Genomic DNA, 14,393 nt, shown 5'->3' on the forward strand with positions numbered 1-14,393 from the left:
ACGGCAATTTTCGGCGGCTTGACACCTTATGTACGGCCGGAATACCGGTTCGCGTGACGGCGTTCCCCCCTGTAGGGTGACGTTGCCCGTCTCCGCTCGCGCGGGGCCGGGGTTGAAAATTCCACATGGGGGTGACCGGTTTCGACTGCGACATTTCAAGGTAGGGGAAGCGGGCCGAGGACGGCGGACATAACCTCGATAACACTGTGTCCGCAAACCAATAAGTGCCGATAACACGAGCACTCCGGCTAGCAAGCGTACGCTTGCTCTCGCTGCCTAAGCAGACGAGCTAAGCCGTGTCAGCCCGGGACCGCCTCCGGCCCGGGACCTGGCATCGCTAGGAGGCTAAACCCATCGACCCGGTCGCGGGATCGCTGGGGAAATCAAACAGCGACTGAGCCCGTCGGCGACTCGCCTGTGAGAGCGCCGGGGCTGAGAAACTCATAAACAGGCTGCGCCCGGAGAAGCCCTAGCTCGGTGCCGTAGGACGCGGGTTCGATTCCCGCCACCTCCACGAATGAAACGACCCTGGTCGGAAGCCTTGCGGCTTCCTCCCCAGGGTCGTTTCGGTTTCCACACGGGGGGACGACCCCCCGAGCCCCCCGGGCCCCCCGGTGTGGGGGGCCGAGCCCCCCACGCCCCCCCCCGCGAGCTAGCGCGATTGCCGTGGTTGAGTATGGGGTGAGGGCACATCGGATGAGCCTGGTCGGAGGGACTGGGGTCTCCTCTCCTCGGGTGTTGAGTTGTGGTTACTGGGTTGCTCTCGGTTGTTGTGAAGCGGTGACGTCTGGATTGACGGCGCCGCTTTTTTGTGTTCTGGACCCTGGGGTGTGGGGGTGGGGGGACTAGGGATATTCCCGGGGTGACGCTCTGCTTTGGGCTGCTTACGGTCGAAATTGACCTGGCGGTAGGAGGAGGGGCAGAGATGCTGGAGGAGAATCCCGCGGAGAACACGGGGATTGAGGTTGTGGCGGGGGAGTTCGGGGATGAAGCCGTGCGGTTTGTGGCGCGGCGGCTCATCGTGCAGTTGGCGGTGGGGGAGGGGATTGTCGAGGAGCGGGTGAGTGCGGCGCTGGCGGCGTTGCCGGAGGGGACCGTTGTGGTGCGGGGGCCCAGTGCTACTGGGCGGCTCGTGGTGTCGCTGCCGGAGGTGGGGTCGGCGGTGGACACGGTGATGGGGAACGTGGGGGTCGCCGAGACGACGGCGGCGATCGAGTTCGTGGAGCCGGATGTCGTTGATCGGGCGCAGATCGTGCCTGATGATCCGAGGTTCGCTCAGCAGTGGGGGCCGACCGCGGTGGGGGCGGAGGCGGCCTGGGATCTGCAGACGGGGGCCGCGGGGGTGCTGATCGGGATCATCGATTCGGGGATCTCGATGAGTGCGGATCTGCTCGATCACGATGATCTGCGGGATGCGGCGCGGATCACGCTGGGGACGGACTTCGTGGATGGGGGGACGCCGCGTGACCTGAACGGGCACGGGACGCATGTGGCGGGGATCGCGGCGGCGGCGGGGAACAACGCGACGGGGGTCGCGGGGATGAACTGGGGGTCGCCGGTGTATGTGTGCCGGACCCTGGACGCGAGTGGGAACGGGGGGTCGGCGGACTTCGCGGACGCGGTTGAGGAGATCACCGACTATGCGGTGGCGCATGGGTTGAAGGCGGTCATCAACTACTCGGGTGGTGGGGCGGCGAACAACACCAAGCAGCTGGCCTGTCAGTACGCGTCGGACCGGGGGATGCTGCTGGTCGCGGCGGCGGGGAACGACGGCGCGGGGCCGGTGATCTGGCCGGCCGCGTACTCGACGACCATCGCGGGGGTGGTGGCGGTCGGGTCGACCGATCCGGGGGATGTGATTTCGAGCTTCTCCAATGTCGGGCCGGAAGTGACGGTGGTGGCGCCGGGGCGGAACATTCTGTCCACGCTGCCGACCTACAGTGTCAGTCCGACGCTGCCGCTCAACTACGGGTCGCTGAGTGGGACGTCGATGGCGACGCCGCTGGTGACGGGGCTGGCGGCGCTGATGTGGAGCCGGCATCCTGGGCACACCAACGCCAAGATCAAGGAGTGTCTGCAGGACAGTGCGGTCAAGCTGGGGGCGGCGGCGTTCGACAACAGCTGGGGTCATGGGCGGGTGGACGCGCGGGCGGCGCTGACCTGCGGTGATCTGATCATTCCGATCTCGCGGCTGACGCCGTGCCGGAGCAGGATCATCCTGTGCGAGCGGTCGACGCTGACCGTCTGCCGGACGATTTTGCAGATCAACTGCCCGTCCAGGCTGCCGGTGCTGTGCCAGACGACGCGGCTCGGCTCCGGGTGCGTCAGTGGGCTGCGCTGTCCGTCGGTGGTCGACGGGTGTCAGTCGAGTCTGGGGTGCGGGTCGGAGTTGTGTGATCCGCGGATCCCGGTGCGTCCGCCGGTCGATCCGGTGCTGCACGAGATCATCGGGCGGTTGTCGGATCTGGAGCGGCGTGTGTCCGGTGAGTCGTCCGCGAGCCTCGGCGAAGCCGACTGGTTCTACGTGGACGACGACGGCGACGTGCACGAGGTCTGACCCCGATGAGCCTCTCCCGCCGGGCCGTACGGCTGCTGCTCGATCGCGGCCTGGTGCGCGCCGCCGACGTGCACCGGTATGGCCTGACCGCGCGTGACGTCTCCGAGTCCAACGGTGTCGTTCTGGTCGAGCTCGGCAGCGGCCAGGGTTTCGCCGTCAAGGATGTCGGCACACCGCGCGAGGGCGGCCAGGGCGAGCCGGACCGCGAGATCGCGCTCTATCAGGCCGCGGGCGGCACTGCCATGCTGCCCCGGCTGGAGCTGCATGATCCGGACGCGGGCCTGCTCGTCCTGGAAGGGGTCATCTCGGCGCGGCGGCTGGACCGGCTCGCCGCGCCGCACGATCCGCTCGACCCGCGCTGGGCGACCGCCTTCGGCCGGACTCTCGGCGCCTGGCATCGCCTGGCCACCGGCCTGCCGCTGAAGCCGGCCCGCCCGTGGCTGCTCGACCTCGAAGGACCGGCCCGGCTCCCGATCCTGGACCGGGACGAACGCCTCAGCTCCCTCACCGCGGCCATCCTCGCCGACCGCTCCCACCTGGCCGCCCTCTCCGCCGTCGGTACGGCCTGGGCCTGCGACACCACAGTCCACGGCGACATCCGTTTCAGCAACGTCCTCATCCGGACCGACGGCGACGCCGTTCTGATCGACTGGGAGTCCTCCGGCGCGGGCGACTCCCGCTGGGACCTGGCCGGCGGAATCCAGGAGTACCTCAGCTCTGGGGGCACCTGGCAACCCCCGTCGGGCCCGGTCAAAGCCTTCCTCGACGGTTACGCCACCAGCCGCCAGGTGGATTTCCGCCAACTGCACGCGTTCGTCGCCTGCCGCCTACTGGTACGGGCACTCCAGCTCATCACCTGGCTGGACGACCCGACGGACGAAGTCACCCGCCATCGGTCGCTGGCCAGGGAGGTCATGACGTGGGAAGTAGCCGCGTGATTTATACGGATGTCCGCGCATTGTCGGGGCCGGCTCTGGAGGTGGTCGCGTGATTCATCCGGATATCCCCCGTGCGGGAGAGCTGCTGGCGGGCTTGGCTGCGGATGAGCCGGAGGTGGAGCAGACGCTTTACTCCTGGTATCTGGCGAGTACGCCGCTTCCGGTGAGGTCCGGGGCGCTCACGCCGATCGACGCCAACTTGGGGGGTGCGCTTGATGCGGCGCACGCTGATGCGGCGCGGTTTGTGGGTGGGTGGCGGGTGGAGTCGGTTACCGAACTCGGGGGAGTCGTGGCCGGTAAGGGGGAGCTTCGGCGGTATTTGTCGCGGGGGGCGTATGTCGTACCGAGTCGGGCTGGGTTGGCGGCTCGGGTGGGGGATGCGTTGTTGGCGCGGGCGGCGTGGACGTGGTGTGACAGGGAGCATGGCTTTTGGTACACGCGGCAGGGGGAGTGGCCGCCGGTGGGGGCTGATCGGTTGACGCGGACGTATCTGAACGTGGCGCCGGGGGATGCTCCGAGGGCGGTTGGGGTGATCACTGGGCTGATGGCCAGGCATCGGGGGGTTTCGTACCAGCTCAAGACGCCGTTGCATGCGGAGCATGGGGGGCGGGCGGATGCGATCGTGTTGTATCAGGGTGCGCCTGACGCGGTGAGGCTGGATGGGGAGTTGCGGGCGGTGGCGCGGGAACTGCGGGAGGTGTTGCGGCCGGCGAGGCCGCGTTTCAGTGCCGCGCTCGCGCCGGGCGTGGGGCAGGCGGACGGGCCGTTGGACGGGGACAGTTTCGGGGCGATGAGGTGTCAGGTGCTTGTGCGGATATGGCAGGACATGGCTCCTCAGGCGCGTCGTGATCCGGTGGTCGTCACGCAGGCGATCGTGAACGGGTTCCGGGCCGCCGGGATCGATCCGGTTCGGCCGCATCTGCTGGGGTCGCGGTCATGAGCGGGATCGCGGAGAAGCTGGTGAAAGAGGCGCTCTGGGATGGGGAGCGCGCCACCTGGTTCGGGGACGAAGTCGTGCCGTCGGCCTCGGGCGAGGGCACGGTGATCTACCGGGCGGTGGACGGGGATCTGTATGGCGGGACCGCGGGGATCGGCCTGTTTCTGGCTCGGTATGCGGCGATCAGCGGTGACGCGGAAGTGGCCAGAACCGCGCGCGGCGCCCTGGCTCACGCCGCTGACTGGGTGCGGCGCACGCGCCCGGACGGTGCCCTTCTGTCCGGTACGGCAGGCGTCGCCACCGCCACCCTCGACGCCGCCGAACTCCTGCGGGACGACCGGCTCATGGAAACCGCGGCCCGCCTCACCCGGCTGACCTGCCGGCAGGTCCCGCGAGCGGTCGACCTGATCGCGGGCCGGGCCGGGACCTTGCTCGCCCTGCTGCGGCTGTCCCGTGGCCTGCCCGGCCCGGAAGCCGAACTCGCCGCGTCGACCGCCGACGGCACCGCCCGCAGCCTGATCGACGACGCCCAGCCAGGCCCGGCGGGCGGCACCTGCTGGCCCTCCGACATCGACACGCCCCCGCTCTGCGGCCTCGGCCACGGCGCGTCCGGAGTCGCCCTCGCCCTCACCGAATGGGGCAAACCCGACGGCCTCAAACTCGCGGCCGAAGCGGCGGTGTTCGAACGCTCCTGGTTCTCCGCCGACCACGGCAACTGGCCCGACCTGCGGGAACCCGATGAGGCCATCGGCTGGCCGGTCTACTGGTGTCACGGCGCGCTCGGCATCGGCCAGGCCAGGCTCCGCCAGTACGCGGTGACCGGCAAGCAGGTCTTCGCCGCCGAGGCGGGCGTCGCCGTCGACGCGGCGATCCGCATGATCGCCAGGATGGCCGACGGCAAGGCGGACCTGTCGCTCTGCCACGGATTGTCCGGCGCGATCGAACTCCTCCTCGACGCCGCGCAGGTGTTCGGCCAGCCCGCCCTGCGCGAAGCGGCCGTGGAAGCCGCCGCCATCGCCGTCGACCTGGTCGGCGACGGGCTCTGGTCGTGCGGGATCCCGGGCGGCGAGGAGAACCCGAGCCTGTTCCTTGGCCTGGCCGGGATCGGCGCCGCCCTGCTCAGGACCGAACACGCCCTGATCCCGTCGACGGCGCTGACCTATGCTGGAGTGACCATGACTACGCGCGTGATCGTGCAGCTCAGCGGCTCGCTGGAGTCGACGGACCTACGGGCCAGGGTGGAGCGGCTCACCGCCGCCGTCCCCGGCTGCCAGGTGGAACGGGTCTCCCCGCGCGGTCGTGCCCTGCTCCGCCTGCCCGCCGACGCCGACGTCGACGCCGCCCTGGCCACGCTCAACCGAATCGACGACGTCGACTACGCGGAACGCGACGTCACCGACACCACCCAGACCTAGGCGTGGCGACGACCTGACGCGGGCTTCCACCTCGGCGGCACCGGACCTAACGCGGGTTCCAGTGCAGGAGCCAATACGGGTTGTCCACGCCGGATATTTCGGCGAATGGGCGGATGTCGCGGCCGGTGAGGTCGACGATTTTGACCGTCCACGGTTCTGGGGTCTCGTTGAGGATGAGGAGATGGTCCTGGTTGAACCATCCCCACAGATGTCCGCCCTTGGGCAGGGCGAAGCGGGCCTGTGCCGTGTCGCCGGCCAGGTCCTGGGTGCACACCGATCGCGCGGGGCGGGCGCAGAGCGCCGCCACCAGGCGTCCGGATGGAGAGATATCCGCCTCTGACGGGTTGACCACGCGGAGTCCGGTGAGCACGCGGGTCTCGCGCCCGGCGAGGTCGAGTAGGTGCAGCCCGTCAGCGGCGGCGGCCATCACGGCGGTCTCGGACACCCAGCGGAAATCCTGGTAGCCGTCCACGTCGAGAATGATCGGCTTCGACGTCCTGGCCGTCATGTCGACGACCGCGAAGCCGCGCACCGCATCGTTCGCCACGCCGTCGTTGTCCTCTATCAAGGTCACCAGCAGCCGCCGGTTGTCCGCCGACCAGGAGGGGGTGCGAACCACCAGCGGCCGGGGGATGACGGTCGGCACGGAGAAGCTCCGGCCGCTCGCCCTGTCGGTGAACTGCACGTCGTTCCCCCCGTCCCCCAATGAGCTGGGGGCCCGGAAGACGGACGCCATGACCCGCCCGTCCGGCGAGACCACCGGATCGCGATACTCGCTCAGCTGCACGAACGTGTCCGTCCCCGGCGTGCGCACGAACGCGGGCTCCACCACGTCCGCCTGCCTGACCAGGAAGGACGTCAGCTTGAGGGGATCCGACGGATGCTCGTGGAAGACCGCCTTCAGCTGCGGCACCCGGATCTCCCGGGTGTCCCGCGCGGGCGGCCCGGACAGCCGTACCTCGACCGGGGAGGGGACCGGCGGAACCACGACCGGCGCCGGGCCCGCGTCCAGCCGCAGCACCAGCACGGTGGCCGCCACCGCCGCCAGTGCGGTCCCGCCCGCGACCGCCAGCCGCCAGACCCGCGCCTTCGGCCGTACCGCCACCGGGACGGCCTCCCGCCCGAGTAACCGCAGCATCACCTCGCTCGCGCGCGGCCGGGCGTTCGGGTCCTTCGCCAGGCAGGCCGCCACGAGTTCGCGCAGGTCACCGTCGAGCCCGCCCAGGTCGGGCTCGCCGCGCATGATCCGGTTGAGCACGGCAGGCAGCGTGTCCGCCCCGAACGCCGGAAACCCCGACGCCGCGTACACCATGGTCGACGCCCACGCGAACATGTCCGCCGGCGGCCCGGGCCGTTCCTCGGTGAACTGCTCGGGCGACATGTACGCGGGCGTCCCCACCGCCCCCGCCGAGGTCGCCTCCGCGTCCACCGCGAACGCGATCCCGAAGTCGATCACCCTCGGCCCGTCCCGGCTGAGCAGCACGTTCCCCGGCTTGAAGTCCCGGTGCACCACGCCCGCCCGATGGATCGCGGCCAGCGCCGTCGCCGTCCCCACCGCCAGCCGCCGCAGCTCCGCCCCCACCAGCGGCCCCCGCTCCCGTACCGCCTGGTGCAGGGTCGGCCCGTCGACGTACTCGCTGACGATGTACGGCACGCCGTCCGCCGTCCCCGTCCCCAGCACCTGCGCGGCACAGAACGACGCCACCTCGGGCAGCACCTCGGCCTCGCGCAGGAACCGGCTCACCGAGGCCGCGTCCGACACCGAGTGCAGCACCTTGATCGCGACCTGCCGCCCGGCGGCCGTCTCGGCCAGGTAGACGACCCCCTGACCGCCCGACCCGAGCCGGCGCACGATCGGGTGGCCGCCGATCTCGACAGGCTCCGGGCTCACTTCGGGTCGAAGAACAGCTGGGTGACCCCGTCCTCCGCGCTGTGCAGTTCGGCCAGCATCCGGACCTTCTTCCCGGCCAGGTCGGTCACCTCCACCCGGTAGGTGTCACCGTCCTGGCGTCCGACGATCAGATGCGTCTCGTCGAACCAGCCGAGCAGGCCGCCCTTCTCCGCGGGCACGGTGCCGCGCCGTTCGCCGGTGCTCGCGTCCCACATGCAGGAGGCGAGCACCTTCTCGCAGCCGCTGGTCAGCAGCAGCTTGCCGGACGGCGAGAACCAGTCCCGGCCCGCGACCCTGCCCACCCAGTGCATGCTCCGCTGGACCCGGCCCTCGCTGTCGAGCAGCCGCAGGCCGTAGCCCTCCTCGGGGGTGACGTAGATGCTGGCGACCCCCTGCCCGTCGGGCGTCCACGCGTAGGCGGCCATCGAGGTGCTGCGCACGTCGGCGGGATGGGAGAGGAACTCGGCGACGTCGTCGGCGTTGAAGGTCTCGACCACGGTGGTCTTGCGGGTGGCCGGGTCGATCTTCATGAAGCCGCGCGGGTAGGTCTTGTCGCCGCTCTCGGTGAACCACAGGCTCACCAGCAGGGTGCGGCTGTCGGGGGACCAGATCGGGTAGTGGGCGGTGATGGGGGAGGTCACGGTGGGCAGGGTGAAGGTCGCGCCGCTCTTCTGGTCGGTGAAGGTGACGTCCATCTGGTTCTGCCGCGCCAGGTAGAACTCGTTCATGGTGGCCAGCCAGCGGCCGTCGGGGGAGATCACCGAGAGGTCGTAGTGGCCGCCGGACCTGACGTACTCCTGGCCGTTCCTGATGTACGGGATGCGCTGGTCGGTCTCGGTGGTGAGCTGGAGCGAGGTGAGCCTGATCGGGTCGTCGGGGTGCTCGAACACGGTGCCGGCGTCGTCGGGGAGGCTGATCGCGGTCAGGCCCGCGGTGGCGAGGGGGGCGGGGGCCGGGGCGGCGGGCACGGTGGCGGCGGGAGTGGGGGCGGTGCTCGCGGCCACGGTGATCGTCTGGGGGGTTCGCGGGGTGGCGAAGTAACCGGCGGCGCCGGCCAGCAGCGCCAGCGCGAGGCCGCCCCCGATCAGCACCGGCAGCCGGGATCGTTGCCGCCCGGGCTCGGGGAGCAGGGCCGGTGGGGTCGTCGAACCGTCCGGGATCGCCGTGTCCAGGGTGCCGGAGTGGCCGAGCAGCCGGAGCAGCGCCTCCTCGGCGGTCGGCCGGTCCTCGGGTTCCTGGGCCAGGCAGTCGGCCACCAGGTCGCGGAGCGGGCCGGTCATCGGGCCGAGGTCGGCCGCGCCGTACGAGCGGCGGCGGTCGGCGTCCGCGTCGAACGGCGGGGCGCCGGTGGCGGCGAACACGACCACGGCCGCCCAGGCGAACACGTCGGCGGCCGGGCCCTCCTCCTCGTCGGGGCGGCGCCACACGTCCTCGTCGAACGCGGTGACCGTGCGGGTCCGGTCGGGGTTGAGCAGGCGGGGGCCGTCGGAGCCGAGGATGACCTTGCCGGGCCGTACCCGGCCGTGGTGCAGGGCGGCGCGGTGCAGGGAGGCGAGGGCGGTCGCGGTGGCGATGGCCAGGCGGTGCAGGGCGGTGCCGGTCAGCGGGCCGCGCTCGGCGATCTCCTCTTCCAGGGTCGGGCCTGGGACGTACTCGGTGACCACGTAGTCGCGGCCGACGTCCAGGACGTGCGCGGTGCCGACGGCGGCGGTCTCCCAGATCCGGGCCACCGCGTCCCTGGACCGGGAGTCCAGGGGTTTGGCCAGCCGCCGTACGACGACGTTCTCGCCGGTCGGCGACTCGGCCAGGAAGACCCGGTCGGCGGCCAGCCGGCCGGTCAGCTGGTAGGGCCCGAGCCGCTCACGCGGTTCCAGCGGGACAACGGGGGGCATCGAAGGGTCAGCTCCTGGTGTAGTACAGCAGCAGATCGGCGGTGTTGTCCTTGGCGGCGATCTCGGCCAGGACACGCGGGAAACGGCCGCGCTGGTCGACGGTCACGATCTTGTTCGTCTTCTCGCGCGGGTCGGAGACGATCAGGTGGGCGTCGTCGAACCAGCCGGTGAGGGCGCCGTCGGTGTAGAAGATCCCGATGGACGACAGGCGCACGCCGGTCGTGCTGTCCCACAGGCAGAAGGTGCCGCCGCTGGGGCAGATCGTCACGAACCGGTCGCCGGAGGGGGAGAACATCCGGCGTCCATAGCTCTCGCCGACCCAGTGCATGCTCCGGAGCACGGTGCCGTCCAGGCCGCGGAACCGGATGCCGTGGCGGGCCTTGCCGTCGCGTTCGACCTGGTAGCCGATGGCGACGCCGGTGCCGTCCGGCAGCCAGGCGTACTGGAACTCGCCGCCGGTGCTCTCGTCGTCGGTGTCCACCAGGGCGGCCTTCTGGGTGGCCAGGTCGATCAGCACGAACCCCGTCGGTCTGCCGTCGGCCAGCGCGGTGAGCAGGAGCCGCTTGCCGTCCCTCGACCAGGTCGGGCGTTCGGTCGCGCCGTAGGGTTCGAGCGACACGGTGAACGGCCGCTCACCGGTGAACGCGATCGCCGCGGGCGTGTAGACCGCCAGCGTCCGGCCGTCCGGAGCCAGCACCGGCTCCGCGTTCTTGACCGGGAGCTTGGTGAACGCGCCGAACGCGCCGTCCCTGACGTAGGTGTCCTCGCCCTTCCGGTACGCGGTGAGCGTGGTCACGTCGGACGGGTCCTCCAGCAGCGTCATGTCCAGGCCGGGGACCTTGATCCGGGAGGTCGGCTCGGCCGGCGGCGTCGGCTCCGCGGAGGCGGACACCGTGCTCAGGCCGGGAGTCGCGGCGGCCGTGCTCGCCACCCGGGTGGTGACCGGCGTGGTGGTGCGCGCCAGCACGTGCCCGCCGCCGCCCGCCAGCACCACGATCGCCACCGCCGCCGCGCCGATCAGCAGCCCGGCCCGGCCCGGCCGCTGCGCCGGTTCGGGTTCCGGCTCAGGCGGCGGGAGCACCGGCAGCTCGTCGCGCTCGATGGTCAGCGGCGAATGCCCGACCAGCCGCATCAGCGCCTGACCGGCGGTCGGCCGCGCGCCCGGCTCCTTGGCCAGGCAGTCGGCGACCACGTTCCTGGGCGGCTCAGGTAAGCCCGACAGATCGGGCTCGCCGTGCAGGACCTGGTTCATCGTCGCGGACGGCGAACCGCCCTCGAACGGGGACCTGCCGGTCGCCGCGAACGCGATCATGGCGGCCCACGAGAACAGGTCGGCCGCCTGGCCCGCCGGTTCGCCGCGGAACTGCTCGGGAGCCTCGTACGCGGGCGAGCGCACCCGCTGGGTGGCGTACGCCTGGACCCACTCCTCGTCCTTGGCCGACTCGTCCACCGCTCTGGCCAGCCCGGCCCCGGTCACCCGGGGACCGTCAGGCCCCAGCAGCACCGCCGCCGGTCGCAGCGCGCCGTGCGCGTCGCCCGCCTGGTGCACCGGGACCAGCGCGGTCAGCGTGGCGATGGCCAGCCGGTGCAGCGCGGCCCCGGTCAGCGGCCCGTGCTCGGCGACGTGCCTGGCCAGCGAAGGACCCTCGACGAACTCGCTCACCACGTACGGCATGCCGCCGGAGGTGCCCGCGTCCACGATCGACGCGGAATGGTAGGCCGGGCCCGACTGGAGGTTCTCGATCTTGGTGAGAAACTCGTCGGGGTCGCGCAGCCTGGTCTTGAACAGCGTGACGGCGACCCGTTCCCCGCTCGGGGAGGTCGCCGCGTACACCGTGCTGTGGTCATCCTCCGCGAGCACGCCGGTGACGGGGTATTCCCCGACGCGTACGGGCGGCGGTGTGGCATCCGGCATTGCCGACGGTCCTCCGATCACTCGGTAGGCGGATAAGTATGTCGGAAGAATGCCGGTATTTCAGGACAGTATCCTTCCGGCTTTCTTCCTTGATCGATGCTGGCCCAGCTGTTAGACACAGTCAGCGATTGCTTACCCTGCTCCCGGACGGGTTCCCCCATGCAAGAGTCGGCTCTCACCACCATTCTGCTCCCCGCCGCCCTCGGCCTCATCATGTTCGGCCTCGGCCTCTCCCTGGCCGTCGCCGACTTCCGCAACGTGCTCGCCCGCCCGAAAGCCGTGGCCATCGCCCTGGTCGCCCAGGTCATCGTGCTGCCCGCGATCTGCTTCGGCCTGGTCATCCTGCTCGGCCTGGAACCGCTGCTGGCCGTCGGCATGATGCTGCTGGCCGCCTCCCCCGGCGGCACCACCGCCAACCTCTACAGCCACCTGTTCGGCGGCGACGTGGCCCTCAACATCAGCCTCACCGCCGTCAACTCGATCCTGGCCGCGTTCACCCTGCCGGTCGTGGTCAACCTGTCCCTGAGCCACTTCGTCGGCGACAGCCAGGACATCGGCCTGCAGGCCGGCAAGGTCCTGCAGGTCTTCGCCATCGTCCTCATCCCGGTCGCCGTCGGCATGCTGGTCCGCCACTGGCGGCGCGGGTTCGCGGACCGGATGGAGAAGCCGGTCCGCATCCTCTCCGCCGTCGTGCTGGCCGCCGTCATCGCCGGCGCGATCGTCCAGGAGCGCGACCGCATCCTCGACTACCTGGCCTCGGTCGGCCTGGCCGCCGTCCTGTTCAGCGCCATCAGCCTCACCATCGGCTACTGGCTCCCCCGCCTGTTCAAGGTCGAACGCCGCCAGGCCATCGCCTCCGGCATGGAGATCGGCATCCACAACAGCACGCTGGCCATCACGATCGCCCTCAGCCCCACCCTCCTGAACAACTCCACGATCGCCATTCCCCCCGCCGTGTACGGCGTGCTGATGTTCATCACCACCCTCGCCTTCGGCTACCTGGTCCGCCGCGACACGGAGGTGGCTTCGCCATGAATCAAGCCGGGCCGCACACGGTTCGCACGCTGCGTTCGGAACTTCGTGAGCTCGGGGTCGAGCCGGGGGACGTGCTGCTGGCGCACTCCTCGATGAAGAGCCTGGGCTACGTGGTCGGCGGGGTGCAGGCGGTCGTGCAGGCGCTGCTCGACGCCGTGGGAACCGAGGGCACCCTGGTCGTGCCGACCCAGACCGGCGACAACTCCGACCCCTCGGGGTGGGGCAACCCGCCGGTGCCGGCGGCCTGGTGGCCGGTGATCCGGGCCGAGTCGCCGGGGTACGACCCCGCGCTGACGCCGAGCACGTGGATGGGGATCATTCCGGAGACCGTACGGACCTGGCCGGGGGCGGTGCGCAGCGAACATCCCTGGCTGTCCTTCGCGGCGGTCGGCAAGGACGCGCGGGAGATCACCGGCACCCATCGGCTGGACGACGCGCTCGGCGACGACTCGCCGCTGGGGGCGGTCTACCGGCTCGGCGGGAAGGTGCTGCTGCTGGGCGTCGGATACGACACCAACACCTCCCTGCACCTGGGCGAATGGCGGCAGAAGTCACCGCCGCGCGGACCGCGCGGCGCCGCCGTCCGGCAGACTGACGGAACCAGCCGGTGGGTCACCTGGACCGACGTGCTGGAGGACGAATCCGACTTCGAGCACCTCGGCGTCGCCTTCGAGGAAGCCGCCGCCGCCTCGATCGGGCCGGTCGGCAGCGCGACCGCCCGGCTGATGTCCCAGCCCGCCCTGGTGGACTTCGCCACCGCCTGGTTCGCGGTCAACCGCTCTTGACGTACGCGTCGATCTCGGCGAGCAGGGCGGTCTTGCCCTGCGGGTCGAGGAAGGACGCACGGACCGCGTTCCTGGCCAGGTCGGCGACCCCGTCGCGGTCGAGGTTCAGGAGCCGGGCCGCGACGGCGTACTCCTGGTTGAGGGTGGTGCTGAACATCGGCGGGTCGTCGGAGTTGATCGTCACCGGCACCCCGGCCGCGACCAGGGCGGGCAGCGGATGGTCGGCCAGCGACGCGACGGCCTTCGTGCAGACGTTGGAGGTCGGGCAGACCTCCAGCGGGATCTGGTGTTCGGCCAGGTAGGCCAGGAGCTTCGGGTCCTGCGCGCTGGCGATGCCGTGGCCGATGCGCTCCGCGCCCAGGTAATTGATCGCGTCCCAGACCGTGTCGGGGCCGGTGGTCTCGCCCGCGTGCGGGACCGAGTGCAGGCCGGCGGCGCGCGCCTCGGCGAAGAAGGGGGCGAACCGCTGCCGGGAGATGCCCGCCTCGGGGCCGCCCAGGCCGAAGCTGACCAGGCCGTCGGGGCGCTGGTCGACGGCCAGGCGCAGGGTGCGCTCCGCGGAGTCGCCGATCTCGCCGGGGATGTCGAAACACCAGCGCAGGATCGTGCCGTGGTCGGTCTCGACCCGGCGGCGGGCGTCCTCGATGATCTCGCAGAACTGCTCGTCGGCGAAGCCGTTGAGCAGGTGGATGTACGGGGTGACGGTGAGCTCGGTGTAGCGGACGTTCTGCGCGGCCAGGTCGGTGCCGACGCCGTAGATCAGCGACCAGAGGTCCTCGGGCTCCCTGATCAGGTGCACGACGGCCGTGTAGACCTCGATGAAATGGGCGAAGTCCCGGAAGTCGAAGAAGGCGGCGAGCCGCTCGGGGTCCGCGGGGACGACGGTGGAGCCTTCGTGGCGGGCGGCCAGTTCGGCGACGATGCGGGGGGAGGCCGAGCCGACATGGTGCACGTGCAGCTCGGCTTTGGGCAGCCCGGCGATGAAATCCGTAAGGTCGGCCGGGGTCCGGGTGGTGGTCATCGCAAGA

10 protein-coding genes and 1 other RNA gene are annotated in these 14,393 nt (G+C 70.8%); 7 read left to right on the forward strand and 4 right to left on the reverse strand.

Going from position 1 to position 14,393, the window contains the following annotated elements; genetic code table 11:
• Window positions 1-127 precede the first annotated feature (127 nt).
• The 5 genes from ssrA (at window position 128) to Acor_RS24480 (ending at window position 5,847) form a co-directional block, all read left to right on the forward strand.
• Window positions 128-517, forward strand: a transfer-messenger RNA (tmRNA) gene (gene ssrA, locus Acor_RS24460).
• Between the two features lie 408 nt (window positions 518-925).
• On the forward strand, window positions 926-2,557 hold the full coding sequence (locus Acor_RS24465) for a S8 family serine peptidase (protein WP_155339075.1): 1,632 nt from the start codon (window positions 926-928) through the stop codon (window positions 2,555-2,557).
• Between the two features lie 5 nt (window positions 2,558-2,562).
• The gene (locus Acor_RS24470; protein ID WP_155339076.1) at window positions 2,563-3,495 is read left to right on the forward strand and encodes a phosphotransferase; all 933 of its coding nucleotides are present in this window, start codon (window positions 2,563-2,565) and stop codon (window positions 3,493-3,495) included.
• 370 nt (window positions 3,496-3,865) lie between these two features.
• Window positions 3,866-4,435 (forward strand): T3SS effector HopA1 family protein, encoded by a 570-nt coding sequence (locus Acor_RS44635; protein ID WP_281353257.1) that lies wholly within the window; start codon window positions 3,866-3,868, stop codon window positions 4,433-4,435.
• Entirely contained in the window at window positions 4,432-5,847 is a 1,416-nt protein-coding gene (locus Acor_RS24480; RefSeq protein ID WP_155339078.1) for a lanthionine synthetase LanC family protein, read from the forward strand. Before Acor_RS44635 ends, Acor_RS24480 begins: the two co-directional genes overlap by 4 nt.
• 46 nt (window positions 5,848-5,893) lie before the next feature.
• Here the strand turns inward: Acor_RS24480 and Acor_RS24485 are convergent, their stop codons facing one another.
• The 3 genes from Acor_RS24485 to Acor_RS24495 are packed head-to-tail and all read right to left on the reverse strand — an operon-like array spanning window position 5,894 to window position 11,545.
• Window positions 5,894-7,738, reverse strand: coding sequence for a serine/threonine-protein kinase (locus tag Acor_RS24485; protein ID WP_155339079.1), 1,845 nt, complete (start codon window positions 7,736-7,738; stop codon window positions 5,894-5,896).
• Entirely contained in the window at window positions 7,735-9,630 is a 1,896-nt protein-coding gene (locus Acor_RS24490; RefSeq protein WP_155339080.1) for a protein kinase family protein, read from the reverse strand. Before Acor_RS24490 ends, Acor_RS24485 begins: the two co-directional genes overlap by 4 nt.
• A gap of 7 nt (window positions 9,631-9,637) precedes the next feature.
• Window positions 9,638-11,545, reverse strand: coding sequence for a serine/threonine protein kinase (locus Acor_RS24495; RefSeq protein WP_155339081.1), 1,908 nt, complete (start codon window positions 11,543-11,545; stop codon window positions 9,638-9,640).
• A 159-nt stretch (window positions 11,546-11,704) separates the two neighbouring features.
• Here Acor_RS24495 and Acor_RS24500 point away from each other — a divergent pair, with 159 nt between their 5' ends.
• Together Acor_RS24500 and Acor_RS24505 are read left to right on the forward strand one after the other, a co-directional pair.
• Window positions 11,705-12,580 (forward strand): bile acid:sodium symporter family protein, encoded by an 876-nt coding sequence (locus Acor_RS24500; protein ID WP_155339082.1) that lies wholly within the window; start codon window positions 11,705-11,707, stop codon window positions 12,578-12,580.
• Window positions 12,577-13,365, forward strand: a complete 789-nt coding sequence (locus Acor_RS24505) for an AAC(3) family N-acetyltransferase (RefSeq protein WP_155339083.1) — start codon at window positions 12,577-12,579, stop codon at window positions 13,363-13,365. The genes Acor_RS24500 and Acor_RS24505 overlap by 4 nt, the downstream gene beginning before the upstream one ends.
• Here Acor_RS24505 and Acor_RS24510 read toward each other — a convergent pair.
• Window positions 13,352-14,386, reverse strand: coding sequence for an adenosine deaminase (locus tag Acor_RS24510; RefSeq protein WP_155339084.1), 1,035 nt, complete (start codon window positions 14,384-14,386; stop codon window positions 13,352-13,354). The two genes, Acor_RS24505 and Acor_RS24510, sit on opposite strands and share 14 nt — an antisense overlap.
• Window positions 14,387-14,393 lie beyond the last annotated feature (7 nt).

It is taken from the genome of Acrocarpospora corrugata (genome assembly GCF_009687845.1).
GTDB classification, from domain to species: Bacteria; Actinomycetota; Actinomycetes; order Streptosporangiales; family Streptosporangiaceae; genus Acrocarpospora; species Acrocarpospora corrugata.

Excerpts from the sequence above, each read along its gene's own strand:
- Acor_RS24480 (WP_155339078.1), top strand. The coding sequence starts at position 4,432 with ATGAGCGGGATCGCGGAGAAGCTGGTGAAAGAGGCGCTCTGGGATGGG.
- Acor_RS24510 (WP_155339084.1), bottom strand. The coding sequence starts at position 14,386 with ATGACCACCACCCGGACCCCGGCCGACCTTACGGATTTCATCGCCGGG.
- Acor_RS24465 (WP_155339075.1), top strand. The coding sequence starts at position 926 with ATGCTGGAGGAGAATCCCGCGGAGAACACGGGGATTGAGGTTGTGGCG.
- Acor_RS24505 (WP_155339083.1), top strand. The coding sequence starts at position 12,577 with ATGAATCAAGCCGGGCCGCACACGGTTCGCACGCTGCGTTCGGAACTT.
- Acor_RS24470 (WP_155339076.1), top strand. The coding sequence starts at position 2,563 with ATGAGCCTCTCCCGCCGGGCCGTACGGCTGCTGCTCGATCGCGGCCTG.
- Acor_RS24500 (WP_155339082.1), top strand. The coding sequence starts at position 11,705 with ATGCAAGAGTCGGCTCTCACCACCATTCTGCTCCCCGCCGCCCTCGGC.
- Acor_RS24490 (WP_155339080.1), bottom strand. The coding sequence starts at position 9,630 with ATGCCCCCCGTTGTCCCGCTGGAACCGCGTGAGCGGCTCGGGCCCTAC.
- Acor_RS24495 (WP_155339081.1), bottom strand. The coding sequence starts at position 11,545 with ATGCCGGATGCCACACCGCCGCCCGTACGCGTCGGGGAATACCCCGTC.